At 42.9% G+C, this 15,675-nt stretch carries 17 protein-coding genes and 1 tRNA gene; 9 read left to right on the top strand and 9 right to left on the bottom strand.

Annotated features, from left to right (window positions below):
* Positions 1-564: 564 nt before the first annotated feature.
* Positions 565-831 carry an extracellular matrix/biofilm regulator RemA gene (remA, locus tag H6G97_RS14285; protein ID WP_073639751.1) on the top strand — a complete coding sequence of 89 codons (267 nt, stop codon included), beginning with the start codon at positions 565-567 and terminating at the stop codon, positions 829-831.
* A 303-nt stretch (positions 832-1,134) separates the two neighbouring features.
* Positions 1,135-1,734, top strand: a complete 600-nt coding sequence (gene gmk / locus H6G97_RS14290; RefSeq protein ID WP_190941240.1) for a guanylate kinase — start codon at positions 1,135-1,137, stop codon at positions 1,732-1,734.
* Positions 1,735-1,807: 73 nt separating this feature from the next.
* Here the strand turns inward: gmk and H6G97_RS14295 are convergent, their stop codons facing one another.
* The 3 genes from H6G97_RS14295 to H6G97_RS14305 form a co-directional block, all read right to left on the bottom strand.
* Positions 1,808-2,329, bottom strand: coding sequence for a photosystem I reaction center protein subunit XI (locus H6G97_RS14295; protein WP_190941241.1), 522 nt, complete (start codon positions 2,327-2,329; stop codon positions 1,808-1,810).
* 272 nt (positions 2,330-2,601) lie between these two features.
* A complete protein-coding gene (gene psaJ / locus H6G97_RS14300) occupies positions 2,602-2,751 on the bottom strand; it encodes a photosystem I reaction center subunit IX (RefSeq protein WP_100899853.1) in 150 nt (49 codons plus the stop codon).
* A gap of 39 nt (positions 2,752-2,790) precedes the next feature.
* A complete protein-coding gene (locus tag H6G97_RS14305) occupies positions 2,791-3,285 on the bottom strand; it encodes a Photosystem I reaction center subunit III (RefSeq protein ID WP_190941242.1) in 495 nt (164 codons plus the stop codon).
* A gap of 282 nt (positions 3,286-3,567) precedes the next feature.
* Here H6G97_RS14305 and tsaD point away from each other — a divergent pair, with 282 nt between their 5' ends.
* A complete protein-coding gene (gene tsaD, locus H6G97_RS14310; protein ID WP_190941243.1) occupies positions 3,568-4,617 on the top strand; it encodes a tRNA (adenosine(37)-N6)-threonylcarbamoyltransferase complex transferase subunit TsaD in 1,050 nt (349 codons plus the stop codon).
* A gap of 48 nt (positions 4,618-4,665) precedes the next feature.
* Here the strand turns inward: tsaD and H6G97_RS14315 are convergent, their stop codons facing one another.
* Positions 4,666-5,577 (bottom strand): alpha/beta fold hydrolase, encoded by a 912-nt coding sequence (locus H6G97_RS14315; protein WP_190941244.1) that lies wholly within the window; start codon positions 5,575-5,577, stop codon positions 4,666-4,668.
* Positions 5,578-5,699: 122 nt separating this feature from the next.
* Positions 5,700-6,419, bottom strand: coding sequence for a hypothetical protein (locus H6G97_RS14320; RefSeq protein ID WP_190941247.1), 720 nt, complete (start codon positions 6,417-6,419; stop codon positions 5,700-5,702).
* Between the two features lie 490 nt (positions 6,420-6,909).
* Between H6G97_RS14320 and H6G97_RS14325 the strand changes: the two genes are divergently transcribed.
* The 6 genes from H6G97_RS14325 (at position 6,910) to H6G97_RS14350 (ending at position 12,018) form a co-directional block, all read left to right on the top strand.
* Positions 6,910-7,461 (top strand): GNAT family N-acetyltransferase, encoded by a 552-nt coding sequence (locus tag H6G97_RS14325; RefSeq protein WP_190941248.1) that lies wholly within the window; start codon positions 6,910-6,912, stop codon positions 7,459-7,461.
* 302 nt (positions 7,462-7,763) lie between these two features.
* Positions 7,764-7,837: transfer RNA gene (locus tag H6G97_RS14330), tRNA-Pro, on the top strand.
* A gap of 610 nt (positions 7,838-8,447) precedes the next feature.
* Complete coding sequence (locus H6G97_RS14335) at positions 8,448-9,266, top strand: Tic22 family protein (protein WP_190941249.1); 819 nt, start codon at positions 8,448-8,450, stop codon at positions 9,264-9,266.
* Positions 9,267-9,291: 25 nt separating this feature from the next.
* Positions 9,292-10,179, top strand: coding sequence for a peptide chain release factor N(5)-glutamine methyltransferase (prmC, locus tag H6G97_RS14340; protein ID WP_190941250.1), 888 nt, complete (start codon positions 9,292-9,294; stop codon positions 10,177-10,179).
* A 57-nt stretch (positions 10,180-10,236) separates the two neighbouring features.
* Positions 10,237-10,830, top strand: coding sequence for an L-threonylcarbamoyladenylate synthase (locus H6G97_RS14345; RefSeq protein WP_190941251.1), 594 nt, complete (start codon positions 10,237-10,239; stop codon positions 10,828-10,830).
* 246 nt (positions 10,831-11,076) lie between these two features.
* The gene (locus H6G97_RS14350; RefSeq protein ID WP_190941252.1) at positions 11,077-12,018 is read left to right on the top strand and encodes a sensor histidine kinase; all 942 of its coding nucleotides are present in this window, start codon (positions 11,077-11,079) and stop codon (positions 12,016-12,018) included.
* Here H6G97_RS14350 and H6G97_RS14355 read toward each other — a convergent pair.
* The 4 genes from H6G97_RS14355 to secD form a co-directional block, all read right to left on the bottom strand.
* Entirely contained in the window at positions 11,981-12,451 is a 471-nt protein-coding gene (locus H6G97_RS14355) for a GNAT family N-acetyltransferase (protein WP_190941253.1), read from the bottom strand. The genes H6G97_RS14350 and H6G97_RS14355 overlap by 38 nt on opposite strands.
* A 284-nt stretch (positions 12,452-12,735) precedes the next feature.
* A complete protein-coding gene (locus H6G97_RS14360; RefSeq protein ID WP_190941337.1) occupies positions 12,736-13,128 on the bottom strand; it encodes a hypothetical protein in 393 nt (130 codons plus the stop codon).
* Positions 13,129-13,222: 94 nt separating this feature from the next.
* The gene (gene secF, locus H6G97_RS14365; protein ID WP_190941254.1) at positions 13,223-14,209 is read right to left on the bottom strand and encodes a protein translocase subunit SecF; all 987 of its coding nucleotides are present in this window, start codon (positions 14,207-14,209) and stop codon (positions 13,223-13,225) included.
* Positions 14,206-15,618, bottom strand: coding sequence for a protein translocase subunit SecD (gene secD / locus H6G97_RS14370; RefSeq protein ID WP_190941338.1), 1,413 nt, complete (start codon positions 15,616-15,618; stop codon positions 14,206-14,208). The genes secF and secD overlap by 4 nt, the downstream gene beginning before the upstream one ends.
* Between the last annotated feature and the right edge of the window lie 57 nt (positions 15,619-15,675).

Here is a 15,675-nt window from a genome sequence, read left to right on the forward strand (position 1 = left end):
ACTAGGGCTAAGTTTCCGTCCAAGAAGCCAGTACATAAGGGGGCAGGAGTTAAATTGGAAACACTTACTTTTTCTGTAATCAATACTGCTTAGAGCTTAACCGAACCGTATTGGGGCATCTCTTGCCAAATGTTTCAGGATTTGTAATTCTACATCCATTGCCATACCTACCTGAAGAGAGTTTTTTCTTCTAATCCTTTTATTTAGAATACCCGGAAAGTGACAGAAGAGGGATAATTGAGTTGCACTAAGATTGTACTGAGCCAGCGCGGTTAAAGCGAGGCTGTTCCAATTAATTTTGCTCTTCATCAATTTCTGAACCAGATACTTATTTCAAAGAAAATAAATTTACATCATCCGATTAGCTTGGATCAGTGGAATTGCACATATATCTTCAGGAAGATATTAAGGAAATATAGCTGATAAATAGCTAAAAAAAAGCAGACATTATTTAAAAACGCAGGCTGGCTTTAATTTAAGCGTTGTAACTCCTGTTTTTTGGCGATAACATGAGAATAAGGTTATTTCAAGCTTCTCAAACCGCGTTTAGCGTCAGTTTTTTTTATGGACATTCAGTTAATCAACATCGGCTTTGGTAACATCGTGTCTGCCAACCGAGTAGTTGCCATTGTCAGTCCAGAGTCTGCCCCGATTAAGCGGATTATTACCGATGCACGGGATAGAGGTCAGCTGATTGATGCAACTTACGGTCGTCGGACTAGAGCTGTAATTATCACCGATTCCAGCCACGTAATTCTGTCAGCGATTCAGCCGGAAACGGTAGCAAATCGCTTTGTTATTTCTCGCGATCATCAAACTGTAGATAATTGATTAGTACTCGACCAACCCAAAATTGCTAGGTGAAGTGAGGAGTAATTAGTGGAAAATTGGAAGTGGGGAGTAGAAAAAAGTTTTTTCGTTTTGTCAAATTTTTGGATGCCTAGCAAAGTTGCTTTGGTGGACTACTAGCCATAGGTTAACAATCCCACTTCTATTTGCACCGTATCGGCAGTACGATGTGAATTAGACAGGTTTTCTGTCGCCCTTGTTACAAAATCTTTAGTCACTAGTGGACTAGACCAAGAACACAAGACTAATGAATAATATCTATTCATTGATTCACAGGTTGAAGGGATGATGCCAGTTTTACCCATCCAGAGTAGTGCTACTACCGAAGAATGCTTACATTTAGGCAAGTTAGTTGTTTTAACTGGCCCCAGTGGGGTCGGTAAAGGCACTTTAATGCGATCGCTCCTAGAGCGTCATCCAGAACTTTATTATTCCGTATCCGTGACGACTCGTTCTCCCCGTCCAGGCGAGATTGATGGTAAAAGTTACTATTTTATTAGCGGCAGCAAGTTTGAACAATTAGTTGCTGAAGATGAGTTTTTAGAATGGGCAGAATTTGCTGGTAACTATTACGGCACACCTCGTGAAACTGTGCTTAACCAAATTAATTCTGGTAAGTTGGTAGTGCTGGAAATTGAATTAGAAGGGGCGAGACAAATTCGTGCTTCCTTCCCCAGCGCCCTCAGCGTTTTTATTTTACCGCCTTCTTTTGATGAATTGGAGAAACGAATACGCTCTCGTGCCCAAGACTCGGAAGAAGCGATCGCTCGCCGTCTAATCCGCGCCCACGAAGAAATTCAAGCCGCAGATGAGTTTGATATTCAAATCGTTAATGACGATTTTGAAACTGCTTTAAATGAGATTGAAGCGGTTTTGTTTAAATAAGTTAGGAGTTAAGAGGTAGAAGTTATAAATTTAAACTTTTAACTCCTAACTCCTAACTCCTAACTCCTAGTAATTAACCAAATAAGCCTTGAATTACTCCCAAATTACTAGTCAAAAAGTAAGCAACTACTGCACCACCAATACCACCAATTAAGAAAGAACTGGCAAAGTTGTTCCAGCTTTCATTGGAGTTAAAAGCATCTATTGGAGGGTTGGGTACAGTAACACTGGCAAGCGCTTTCGGAGGATTGCTATTCGCATAGAGGGATAATCCTGCCGTAAGAATAACAATCAAGCCAATGGCTGCCAATAACCCAGCTAAGTTTGCATTATCTGTATCCCTCAGTGGGCCCAATTTGGCAAAGGGGCCAAATATCCAGTAACCATGAGCCATACCAACTTCTAAAGCACGTCTGGCAGGAGTTATACCAGGACGATAAGCTGGCAAGTTATTAATGAACCACTTGCTCAAAGGAGAAGCATTAATTGGGGTTTCTAGATTACCCAGCTGTGGATCGCGAAATGCGGGAAAAACAACTTCACGATTTCTGGGATCGCTGGGGAGGTTTTTTGATGCATCTACTGATTGTGCCATATTTTATGTTTGCCTCTAAATTTAGAATGGTGGCATTTTTATATTAATAATAATTGTCGCTAAAGATGTTTTTTAGTTAGGAAGTTTAGAAAAATTAATTTAGCTTATTTTAAAGGTGTGAAACTCGCGATCTGTAAACAGTATCACGAGTTTCAAAAAACTATTTTTGCTACTTATTTTGGTGATAATTCTGCCTAAATAAGCTGAATACATCAACTACACAATATTAAGCAAAAACAAGACATTCAACTGTGCTAAATCCAATTTTCCACTTATGGCAGTGGGTGGAAAAGTAGGTCGGGGAAAAAGCGGTTGAATTCAATCAAGATACCGGCTGTGACGAACAGCCATAAAGTGGCTGCCACTGGCGCTGTAGTAATAAACTTAACCAAATAGGATGATTGGTTGTTATTGTCTGCCATGAATTTACTCTCCAAAACAAATGAATTCGTTAAGCTGATTTAGCGTGGGGAAACAGGAATTTCTGTATCCTTGGCTGTTAATTTTCCAGAGAGAAACTCTTGGATAGCCGCTACTGGCCAAGTAAAGCCTGACGCTATTATGGGTAGTGCCAAACCAAGATCGATTTGGATTTCTTTTTGTTCAGTGTTCGGCTCTTTTTTGACCGCTTGCAGGTAGGCACGACCTACCCAGCCAATCCAACCAGCAATATATAGAAACAGAATGCTAGGGATCAAAAAGTCACCAGCATAATCTAGACGACCATCAACAATCAAGTGGGGATAACCTTCAGGGCCGCACAGTTCTTGAGAATAACGCTCAAACCGCTTTCTCCCAGATTCGGGATCAGCAGTGGTATTACGGGCATTAGCTGCTAGCTGTTGAAAAGCGGGATTGTCTCTACACGGTGTCAAATTAGCCCCTAAAGCTTGTGCTGGGGGGGCAAAATTGAACCAAAGACAGATCGCTAACATCAAAGCAAACAATCGTGGCATAGAGTTGTTTCCTTTTATTACAAAACAAAAAGTTCTTTGTACAAAACGAAGCGGCTTGTACAGTTTGTTTATTTGCATAACTAGGAAGTCATCATACTCTTGGGTGGGAACCGAGTAAAGTTTAAGTAAATAAAAGTTAAAGCTTCTCAACCAAAATAGAGTGTTGAATGCCCAAAAAGAAGTGGAAAGTATAAGAATTGTTGTTGTAGGGTAGTAAAGAAGCAAAATTTTCTCTTTATTTCTCAGGACTTTAGACTCAGCACCCAGCAATTATTACTCTTAATGGCAACCGTTTTAGCAATAGAAACCAGCTGTGATGAAACTGCCGTCGCAATTGTTAAGAATCGTAAAGTTTGCAGCAGTATTGTAGCGTCGCAAATTCTAGTCCATCAGCAATATGGTGGGGTAGTGCCAGAAGTAGCGTCTCGCCAGCACTTAGAAATAATCAATGAAGCGATCGCACAGGCCTTAGAGCAAGCCGAACTAGACTGGGGAAAAATTGACGCAATTGCCGCCACTTGTGCCCCTGGACTTGTAGGAGCGCTTTTGGTAGGTTTAACTGCTGCCAAAACCTTGGCAATGGTACACAACAAGCCATTTTTGGGAGTTCATCACCTCGAAGGTCACATTTACGCAACTTACTTGAGCGAATCAACTTTAAATCCCCCTTTCCTTAGCTTACTGGTTTCAGGCGGACATACAAGCTTGATTTATGTCAAAGATTGTGGTAATTACGAAACCTTGGGACAAACTCGTGATGATGCTGCAGGTGAAGCTTTTGATAAAGTGGCGCGATTGTTAAAGCTCGGTTATCCCGGTGGTCCAGTGATTGACAAATTGGCACAAGAAGGGAATCCTCAAGCCTTTGCTTTACCAGAAGGAAGAGTTTCTTTACCCGGCGGGGGGTTTCATCGTTATGATGCAAGTTTTAGTGGGTTAAAAACGGCTGTATTGCGTTTAGTGCAGCAGTTAGAGAAAGATAATGGACAATTGCCAGTGGCAGATATCGCAGCGAGTTTTCAAGATACTGTAGCGCGATCGCTGACCAAAAGAGCGATCGCCTGTGCCCTTGACTATGGTCTAGACACAATTGCCATTGGTGGCGGCGTAGCAGCTAATAGCGGGTTGAGAAAAAACCTCCAAGCCGCCGCCGCTAAACATAACCTACGCGTTCTATTCCCACCCTTAAAATTCTGTACCGATAACGCCGCCATGATTGGCTGCGCCGCCGCTGACCATCTATCCCGTGGTCATACATCCCCCCTCACGCTAGGCGTTGAGTCTAGGTTAGGGCTTACCCAGGTGATGAAGTTGTATCAACCTGTTGAGTAGTCATTTGTCATTTGTCATTTGTAACTACCAATTCCCAATTTCGAATAACTATTGACTTTTGACTATCGCCCTGATGTGATCGGCGACTGCATCCGGCTGTTCCAACATAGCCAGGTGTCCGCAATTGGGAATTTCTAGAACATTGTCACCACAATATTGGAACAGTCTGTGAAAGCTGGCTAAATGGCGTACATATTTGGGTTCCATAACCTTGTCTTGGGCACCAGCCAAAAAATAAACTGGCTGCTTTAGTTGGGATACTAGCTCAGGTAAACGATTGATTTCTTCTTCCGTTGTGGAGTCTAACAGAGTTCCTAGAGCCGCTTCTGGGTCAGCCACAACGAAATCTATTACCCGTTGACGTGCCCAATAGCGATCTAAAGGACGAGCCACACTAGCTCTGGTAAACAGCAAATCAATCAAAGGCACTTGGGACAGCCAACGGGGACGGACTTGCAAAAATTTTTGACCCGCCGAGCGAAACTGCTCAAAGGATTCTTTTAGATAAATACCACCACCAGCGTTGATACAGATCACTCCTCTAACACATTCAGGTATTTGATCTGCTCCCCAAAGAGCGATCGTTCCACCCAAGGAGTGACCAATTAGCCAAGCACTGGTAATGTTGAGCTGTTTGAGAAGAGCTGCTAAATCCTGAGCATAAGCAGCAGGAGTATATAGAGACTCGAAAGGTGAGCCAACCACACTACTGGAGATGGGTGTTAAGCTCAAAGACGTTTGTGCCCGGCTAAAATCGGTTTTTGCCTGGGACTGGGATTCACCAAAACCCCGCAAATCATAGGAAAGGCACTGCAAATCATCTGATAGGCGGGAAATCACAGGTTGCCAATATCCACGGCTATTGAGCCAACCGTGGATAAATACTAAAGCATAGGGGCAGGAAGTGGGAGCCGTTAGCTCGTATGCGTGTGGAACGCCCAAGATTTCGATAGTTGCCATACTTATATCGTACCCTTAACGGCGGGTGCGACTAAATACAAAGTGGGAAGAGTTAGAAATTAGAAGTGAGCAGTTATTAATTTTTAATTACGAATTATTTAACTCATAACTCCTCACTTTTTTCACTTACCCAGCAACCTCTGTCGCACTCCTTCAGCAATTTTGTGACCCAGATATTTAGGAATGAGGCTTTCATTCGGCCCCAACAAGTAGAGGATTAGCCGTGTACGTCCGCGCCAAACCAGTAAATTGGCATTGACTACCAGCAGGTCTTCCTGCCAGATGGCGTACATCACTTTGTAAAATAATCCTGGTTGATTATCGGCTTCAATCACTAAGGCAGGAAGATGAAACACTGGATCGACATAGAACTCAGTTTGTACCTGCTCTAAGCCAGTGTCAAGATTGAACTCTACTGCTAACATCTCTTCTACCTCAAACCGACCTCCTAAAGCCTCGCGGATGGCACGACAGACATTTTCTGCGGTTTTATCGGTCAAGGCTTTACTACCACGAGACACCAACAGTTTGATAAAAACTAACATTGGTGGACGGATCTGACCGTATAGACTTAAACCGTGGATAGTCAACCCATAAGCTGCTAATACACCAAAAATATCGCTGAGGAGAAAAGACTGGTTGCGGTAAGCAAAATGCAGGGCACTTTTGCTACCTTCCGGTTTCAGCTCAATAACAGCGCGTCTAGTTTTATAGAGACGGTAGGCTAGCCGCAAATTTTGCAGTTGAATTTCACTACTGACAAATTGCTCATAAAACTGGGGAAACGCTCGGTTAAAGCGCTTTAGGAGTTCCAGTGTCGAAGATTTTAAACCAGAAGCCATTGTTAAGGGTAAGACTCGCTTGCTTTCGTCACCTGGGGGCTGGGTGTTGGAGGTTAGGGGGCTAAGGACTGGGGGAGAAGGAGGGGAGCAGGGAGCAAGGGAGAAGAGTTTTTCCCTCTACCCCCTTTACTCCGTCCCTCTGCCTCTTTTCAATGCCCAATCTTTTATATACAATTCCCTCCTAAGTTAACGTGCATTTAAGCTCTATACGAGCAATTGCTAAGATTAGGTTTTTCCATTTTGAATTTTGAATTTTGAATTACTTATATTCTCCCTTTTGGTGAATTTCTCCTAGCCTCTACAACAAAATGCTAAAGTTGAAAGTGATTGGTGTGAAACACGCTCTAACTGGCTGTTACCGTTTAAATCCCAAAAACAACCGAAAAACTTTGAGTGTAAGGGGTAGTAAACGGAGGTAGCTATGTTAGAAGTGAATCAACACTCCTAAGAGTGGAAACCAATTCAGTTATACTACCCGAACCACGTTGGCATGGGTTTTTGGAAAACTTGGTTTAGTACTCCTGAATCTATAGCGACAACTAGGACAAACCCTTTTGAGGAGCATACAGCCGCAACTGCGGGCAACTCCAGCCCCGGTAGCTTTAGCGAAGCTTCTTCAAAGGATGCTCGAATCGTCTTCAGTACGGAACGAGACATTGACCTATATGAGCTAGAAGAACTTTGTGATGCAGTTGGTTGGTCGCGTCGTCCTCTAAGAAAAGTCAAAAAAGCTATTGAGCATAGTTTTCTCGTTGCCTCAATGTGGCAGGTGAGAGGAAACCAAAAGCGGCTCATTGGTTTTGCCCGTGCTACCTCAGATCACGCGTTTAATGCCACTATTTGGGATGTGGTAGTTCACCCAGACTTTCAAAGTCAAGGACTGGGCAAGGCGCTGATGAAATACGTTCTCAAAAAACTTAGGAGTGAAGAAATTAGTAATGTCACTCTCTTCGCCGATCCCCATGTTGTCGATTTCTACCGAACTATGGGGTTTATGGCTGATCCAGAAGGCATCAAAGGCATGTTCTGGTATCCTCACTAGCTCTCAATTCAAATAAAACCCGATTCGCACAATAAAATTAGGTATAGTAGTACAAATCTATTATTCTGATTTGGTTTGACAAGGTTCAGCCGACGAACAAGCAAGTACATCTCTTGTAAAACTAAGTCGGCAGAAAAACCTTGGTTCAGTGTAAGGATGTAATCTAGCTCGTCTTTACAGAATATCTAAAGATATTAGGCATCAGCAGTGTTATGTGATATAGTTAATTTAACGCTTTTGTAGAAGCGCGATTGCTTTGATGGCAAGTTAAAAAACAAACCAAAAAAGCAGATATATGTAACCGGGATGTAGCGCAGCTTGGTAGCGCGCCTGCTTTGGGAGCAGGATGCCGCAGGTTCAAATCCTGTCATCCCGATTTAATTAATAAAAGTTAAAAGTTAAGGCAAATTAGCTAAAGCTTTTTGCTAAGATGTGCAACTAAATTGCACATTTTTACGGACAATACTAATTAGTTAGGCTATTCTAATGTTGGATTGGCTTTTAAAGCCTAGTATGCAAATTTCCTCCTTAAGTAGTCAGATAATTGTGACACTTAGCTTTGCATAAATTTGCGAAAATATTAAACTAATTGCAGATGGAACGATTAATTAAGTAATCGTGTCACTCAATATTAGAAAAAGCCGATAAAATGGCATCTATAACATCTCCAAAATTCCAGAAAAGGACAAAGTTTTCACTGCTTGAGAAGACATATAATAGGCATCTACGACATTTGGCGGTGAATAACGAAACGAAACTGAGCAAAACACAACTTTAGTACAGTCAATTTCTAAAACCGATACCATAGCAACTCTAAATAACTGGGGAATATTGGATTTTGACCGTTGACGCTTAACACTCAACCTCAACGCGCATAATGAATTTTTCGCAACTGAAATAGATTGCTATATAACTAAAGCTAGTTGGTGCTGTGCAAATCCAACCACTTGTTTGATTTAATTGGACTATTGATGCGAGGAGCAGTCATGAAATCATTTATTCGCTTGGGCGCAACATTGGGTATAGCTGGCAGTGTATTTTTCACGGGGCTTTCAGGAATAGGCAATCTACCAGGAATAGGTAATCTAGAGGCGATCGCTTTGCCACAAGATCAGGTAGTGAAAAAGCTCCAAGAAGTACCTGTATTCACGCTCACCAATCCTAAAGGCGAATTCGTAGTTCTTTCGAGGAACAACGCATCGAAGACGATCTCGCAAGTTGGATTTTTTATTAGCAAGCAAGATGCTCAAAAATTCCTTGACAATCGGCTCAAGAAAGAAAATCCCCAGTTGGCAGGCACCCTACAGGTTAGACCTTTGTCCCTGGCAGACTACTATAAAATAGTACAAGAAAGCAAAAAGAAACCAGATTCTGTGATTTATACTTTAGTACCGACGCAGCAACAGGTAGCATCGGCAACTAGTATGATGAATCAGAATGGTAAAAAAGGGGAGCAATTTAATGGTATTCCCTTATTTGTACCCAAATTTAAGAAAGATAATAGCTATTTGACGATTCCTGTCCCCAACGGCAAAGAACGGTATATCCCTTTCTTTTTTGAGAAAGAGCAAGCAACGGCTCTGTTAGAGGAATTCAAAAAAGCCGTGCCAAAGGAAGCAGCCAACACTGAAATTCAGGTGGTGGATTTGTACGGTGTTATGGAGGCTCTCAATAGCAGTACCGACCCTAGTATAAATAAAATTGTTCTCTACCCGTCGCGGGAGTCAATCAATTTTATTCGTTCGCTTGCACCGAATCAATCACCAGCTGCCAAGCCTGCTGCTGCACCCGCTCCGAAAAAATAACGGTTATGCACTCCAAGGTTGAGGCATGGGGGAGAAACATCTGATATCTGGTTTACAACTTTGGCAATGGCGAAATGCAGCTATCCAAGCAGCGATCGCCACTGATGTCCCCCCAATGGAAGTAGATTGGCTGCTGCTCGAAATTGCTGGGTTAGACAGGTTGGCACTGCGTTTGCAGTCTTTTAAAAACTGGCCGCAAATTCAGCTGCAATTGCCTCTAGAAGAGTTAGAGCATCTGTGGCAGAGGCGATTAAATGATCGTTTACCAGTGCAGTATATTGCCGGAGTTACACCTTGGCATAACTTTCAAATTGCAGTGTCAAATGCGGTTTTGATTCCCAGACCAGAGACAGAATGCTTAATTGATTTAGCTTTAGCATCTACTAGTAATGCTTCAGGACACTGGGCAGATTTAGGCACTGGTAGTGGGGCGATCGCATTGGGATTAGCAGATGTCTTGCCAAAAGCAACAATTCATGCTGTTGATTACAGTTTAGAAGCTCTAGCGATCGCCCAAGCCAACGCCGATAATTTGGGTTTTGCTGACCGGATTAAATTTTATCAAGGTTCCTGGTGGGAGCCACTAACATTTCTCAAAGGTCAATTCAGTGGTATGGTGTCGAATCCCCCTTACATACCCACCAGTACCTTACCTACCCTGCAACCAGAAGTAGTTAACCATGAACCACATTTAGCTTTGGATGGTGGCGCTGATGGCTTAGATTGCATTCGCCATTTGATAGAAATTTCCCCTAGTTATTTGCAACCGGATGGCGTGTGGCTGATTGAGATGATGGCAGGGCAGGCGGATGCAGTACGAGAACTTTTGCAAAATCAAGGTAGCTATTGTAAGATTCAAATTCACGCTGATTTAGCTGGAATTGAACGTTTTGCCCTTGCCTACAAAAGTTAGAAAATAGGGCATGGGGCATAGAAAAAGGAAATATGCCCCATACCCAAACCTATAAAAATGACACAAGTTTCTCTAACAAATCTAATTGGTGGCGCACGCGCTGGTCTTTTGGTAAGCTTTCCCACTGATACTGTTCCGGCACTTGCAGCGATACCAGAAAAAGCAGGATTAATTTTTGAGGCGAAACAACGCAGTCAAGACAAACCCTTGATTTTGATGGCAGCTAGTGCTGAAGATTTGTGGCCCTATGTCAAAGGTAGTGAGAATGAGTATAAAGTTTGGCAAGAACTAGCAGATAGATATTGGCCAGGAGGGTTGACATTAGTTTTGCCAGCAAGCGATCGCTTACCAAAAGTTATGAATCCCATTGATCCAACAACAGTTGGTATCCGAGTCCCAAACAGTGCGATCGCTCAAACTATTTTGGCGCAAACAGGCCCGCTTGCTACTACTAGCGCCAATTTTTCTGGCCAGCCGCCTTTGCAAACAATGGCAGAAATTGAGACTCAGTTTCCCAAAGTTCTGATAGCAACAACGGAATACCAGGATCAAACGCCAGCGATGGGTATACCTTCTACCGTTGCTAAATGGACAGGAATAAATTGGCAAATTTTGCGGCAAGGTGCGATCGAGTTAGAGATTTCTTGTTAGAAAAAACATCCCATGCTCCGCGTTCGCGTCAGCGTTCCAGAGGGTACGTCGGGGCGCAAGGGCTTGCGCCCCGACAAATCTACAAATAATTTTGGATAATTTATTTGTTGTCAGTACCTTAGAGATTTAGACTGATTACCATATACAGGTAGCTATAATGTTGTTTTCCGTGATTTGAACAACAGACAAATCTGGAAGTGTAGTTTGCGCTGTTGTGGTCAATTAACAAGTTAATATTGCCAGATTATGAATTGGAGCAACTGGATGTATCTAGGAGCAGGAATAGCACTAGGTATGGTTTTCCGTCAGTTATTTGGGCGATGGCTACAGCCGCCGCAGGCATCGCCAAATGTTTCATCTAGCTCATCCCCAGTAGCACCATTAGCTCCACAGGATATGCCACCAATATCGCAACAGCTCCAGCAAACGCAGCTAGCATACCTTATGGCAAGGGAAATGAGCTTGTTTAAAGCTGGTTTTTTGGCGCGGACTACTCATGAATTGCGATCGCCTTTTAATGGTTTGATCGGCTTACATCAGTTAATTTTGTCAGATTTGTGTGAAAGTCCAGCTGAAGAGCGAGAATTTATTGCCCAAGCTCACGAGCGAACGCTGAAGTTGCTGAAGCTAATGGATGAAATTCTCAACGTTGCTAGAGCTGAACATGGCACCAATAAATTAGATATTCAACCCAGACCCTTAGCCCAAATTTTTCAGGAGGTTCATGACTTAACTTATATGCTGGCGGCAAATCGTAATTTTCCCTTACAATTGTTACCCGTCGACCCAGAAATTTATGTTTTGGCAGATTATCTCTGGCTCCGCCAAGTATTGATAAGTTTAATAGACACTGCCATTACTCAGATGGAGGAAGGCAGTATCTATCTTTCCACTAGCAGCCTACCTACAAATAATTTTGTAAACATTTGGCTGGATTTACCAACCCATGCCATACCGCAAAGCGAGCCGATTGATTTGCTCAAATCTGAAGATCATCAGACCGAGATTGGCCAAAAGGATGCTGCTCTTTCCCCAGGAATGAGGCTATTGATGAATCAGACGTTGGTGGAAGTTATGGGAGGAAAGTTAGAAATTCTACCCACGACGCTTGAGAAGGAATCATCTCAGCAGTTTACCAGGGTACAAATTTCTATCCCCCTAGTGATTCCTGAAACTGGACTTCTGTAGCAGAAACGAAAGCACGGTTAGCTAAGTTGTGTAGCACCATCGTAGTGGTGGTGTTAGTTTGAAAACCAATCTTTTCGTAGAAACCCTGCTGGTGAGTAGTCATCAGGTAAACGCGCTCAACCCACTTCATGCGGGGATGTCTTAAAAGGGTTTCTACTAAATTGCTTCCCAACCCACTATGTTGATACTCTGGATGAATTACAACATCCCAAATTGTGGCGCGATATATGCCATCAGATGTTGCTCTAGCAAAGCCAATGAGTCGATCGCAATCGCAGACGGAAATCACTGGCTCACTGTTGGCAATGGCTATACCTAAATCCTCAATACTGCGTCCCTTTGCCCAGAAAGCTGAAAGGTTTAACAATTCTTGGAGTTGGTAAAGGTCAATTTCAGACTTGCGATCGCTAAATTGAATTTGAGACTCGTTCATGTATGGCATCCACTTTTGGCAGTATCTTTAGTAGACATCTTCAGAAATTACAGCATAAATCATGTATTTGAATTACATCCGCCGTCAGGGCGCAAGACCTTGCGCCCTACCGCGTGGTCTATTTACCTGGAAATTGCTGTAAATATGCGTTATCCAGAACTTTTTTAGAGAAGTAGCACTGCTACGTCAAAACAATTCTTTTTCACCAGATATCTAGTATAGTTAAGTTCTATTTTGCTAGAAATTGCTGTACGTGTATATGTATATGCAACGAGAAAGGAAAATTATTGACAAACCCACTTCCATAGAGGATGAGTTGGCCCTTGTTGACGTATCCGATAAACTTGTTTTTCTAAACGTTGTTTTTCCTGCGGTGGTAGTCCGAATAGAATATTCCGACTTTGCCAAATTAAAACAGAAGCCGTCATCCCCAGACAAAAGGCTAGACCAAAGGTAGACAGTGGATGGTAGAAAAGTCCAAATCTCACTGCCACCCAGGTAAAATATTGTTGCCACAGAGCAATTTCTGTACGTAGACCCCACAAAGAAACAGGCGCAATGGTCAGCCATAAAAAGCCCACAAACAGCCACCTACCATATACTGTTAGCTGATGTAGCCTTTGTACTTGTTGAGCAAACGAAGGGTCAGTTATTGACAATTGTTCGGATTGATCCATAGGCTGTGGGAAGGTGGGGGATGAGGAAGATGAGGGAGCAGGGGAAGAATAACTATTGGTTATTAACCAATGCCCAATGCCTAATGCCCAATGATTAGTTACCAGCAGATGTATCGATCGACTCACCACTGACTACCATAGTTGCTTGACCATTGCGCTCTCGCCACAAAGTTAGAAGAGTACTGGCGATGAAAATACTTGAATAAGCCCCTGCTGTAAAGCCAATAATTAAAGCTAAAGCAAAGTTTTTCAGAGTTTCGCCACCAAACAGAAAGATAGCAAACAATGACAGCATTGTGGTAAAGGTTGTGTTGATTGACCGTCCTAAAGTTTGGTTAACTGCATCATCCACAATGTCAGCGATCGGTCGGTTGGGATTCGTCTTGAGGGTTTCCCGAATGCGATCGTAAATTACTACTGTATCGTTGACTGAGAAACCTGTAATTGTCAGTAGAGCAACGATGAACAAGCTATCTACTTCAGTACCCAATACTAAACCAAAAATCGAAAAAATCCCTGCCGTGATGAAGACATCATGTAATAGTGCAACGATCGCAAACACCGCATAATCCAACTGAAACCGGAAGGTTAAGTAGATTATGATGCCTGCGAACGAAACTATTAGAGCTATTACCCCAGACCTAAATAGCTCTGCCCCCAGAGTTGGGCCAACTGTGTCAAATTGATTTTTTTGCTGGTCAAAAGCACCGACTTTTTCACTTAAGGCATTTTGCAAATTGCTACGCTGTTCGCCATCTAAGTTTTTTGTGCGGATTAGTATACCATTTTCCGCACCAGTACCTTTGTCAGCAACAATCTGGATACTGCTATCACCCAACCCCTGTGCTTTAGCTACTTCCCGAACAATATTGATATCAATTGCCTGGTCGCAGTTACCGGGTTTGGTACAATCTCGTTCAAACTGCAATCGTGTACCACCGACAAAATCCAAACTGGGACGTAAGGGTGCTTTGATGTTCGGGTTTTGCCAAGAAATCACCATTGAGATGATACCAGCCAGAATAATGGCACTAGAAATAGTCCACCAAAGCGATCGCGATTTGTTAATACTTAGTTTCATTGAGCCACCTCTGCCTTATTTGATGTTGGCAGGTTTGGAGAGAAAAGTTCTGGTTTCTTGAGTGCGGGAATTGTAATTGCTAAAAACATTAAGGTGCGACTACAGGTAATTGCTGTAAACATACTCACTGCTACGCCCAAAGCCAGAGTTAGAGCGAAGCCTTTCACCAAACCAGCCCCCAGCCAGAATAATGCAGCACAAGCAATGACTGTAGTTACGTTGCCATCTAAAATACTGGAAAAGGCACGGTAAAAACCAGATTCTACAGAACGATACAGGGATTTGCCTGCTTGCAATTCTTCCCGCGTCCGCTCAAAAATTAGTACATTTGCATCCACTGCCATCCCAATACTGAGGATAAAACCGGCAATTCCTGGCAGAGTAAGGGTGACACCCAACAAAGCAAAGGTAGCCCAGGTTAGCAGGGCGTAGATCAATAGTGCTACATTGGCAATCAGCCCTGGTAGTCTATAGTACACTACCATAAATACTAATACTAAAGTCAGACCACCGATACCAGCATAGATACTGCTAGTGATACTGTCTTTACCCAAGGTTGCCCCAACAGTGCGAATTTCTGCAATTTCTACCGGTACGGGTAATGCCCCACCGCGTAACTGCACACCTAAGTCATTGGCTTCTTGGGGGGTAAACCGTCCTGTAATCACAGCAGAACCACCAGTAATGCCAGTAGCGGCAAATTCTATACCCACGGTAGGAGCGCTGATCAGTTCATTGTCCAGAAAAACACCAATACTACGCCCAGTACCAGCAAGATTTTTTGTCAAATTGGCAAACAGTTCACCACCCTTTTGGTCGAAGCGAATGGCAACATTCCAGTTGTTACCTTGAGTGGGTTCACCATAGGCATCCTTGAGGTATTTACCAATTAGGGGTGGATTGGTGCTTTCAAACAATTCTGTGATCGCCTGATTATTTTTTTGTAAATTTTCTTGATTCTTGACAATTGCCGCATTGTCTGAATTCTTTTTCAATTCTTCTTGCTTGGTTTTCAATTCGACTCTAGATGCTTGATAAGCAAGTAGTTGAGTTTCTGTATTCGGTTTTTGGGTACGAAATTCTAACTGCGCCGTACCCCCTAGCACCCGTTCAGCTTGCTCTGGATCATTTACTCCTGGTAGTTGCACCAATATTTTATCTGTACCGACTGTTTGGATTACTGGCTCAGAAACACCCAGACCATTAATCCGACCTTCAACAACTTTCTTTACACCTTCCAATTCTCGTTCGGTGATTTGGGGAATTTCCGCTGATGGTTTCACCTGAATTGTAAGCTGTGAACCTCCGCGCAAGTCCAGCCCAAGAGGTATCGGAATTGTGGCAATCACCGTAATAGCGGCGATTATCAGGACTAAAATCAAAATTAATAGCGATCGCTGTCTTTGCATACCATAACTCGCAACTGACAAAGGCTATAATAGCGTTCTTTTGTAGAGTTAGGGCAT

The organism is Nostoc flagelliforme FACHB-838, assembly GCF_014698065.1.
GTDB classification, from domain to species: Bacteria; Cyanobacteriota; Cyanobacteriia; order Cyanobacteriales; family Nostocaceae; genus Nostoc; species Nostoc flagelliforme_B.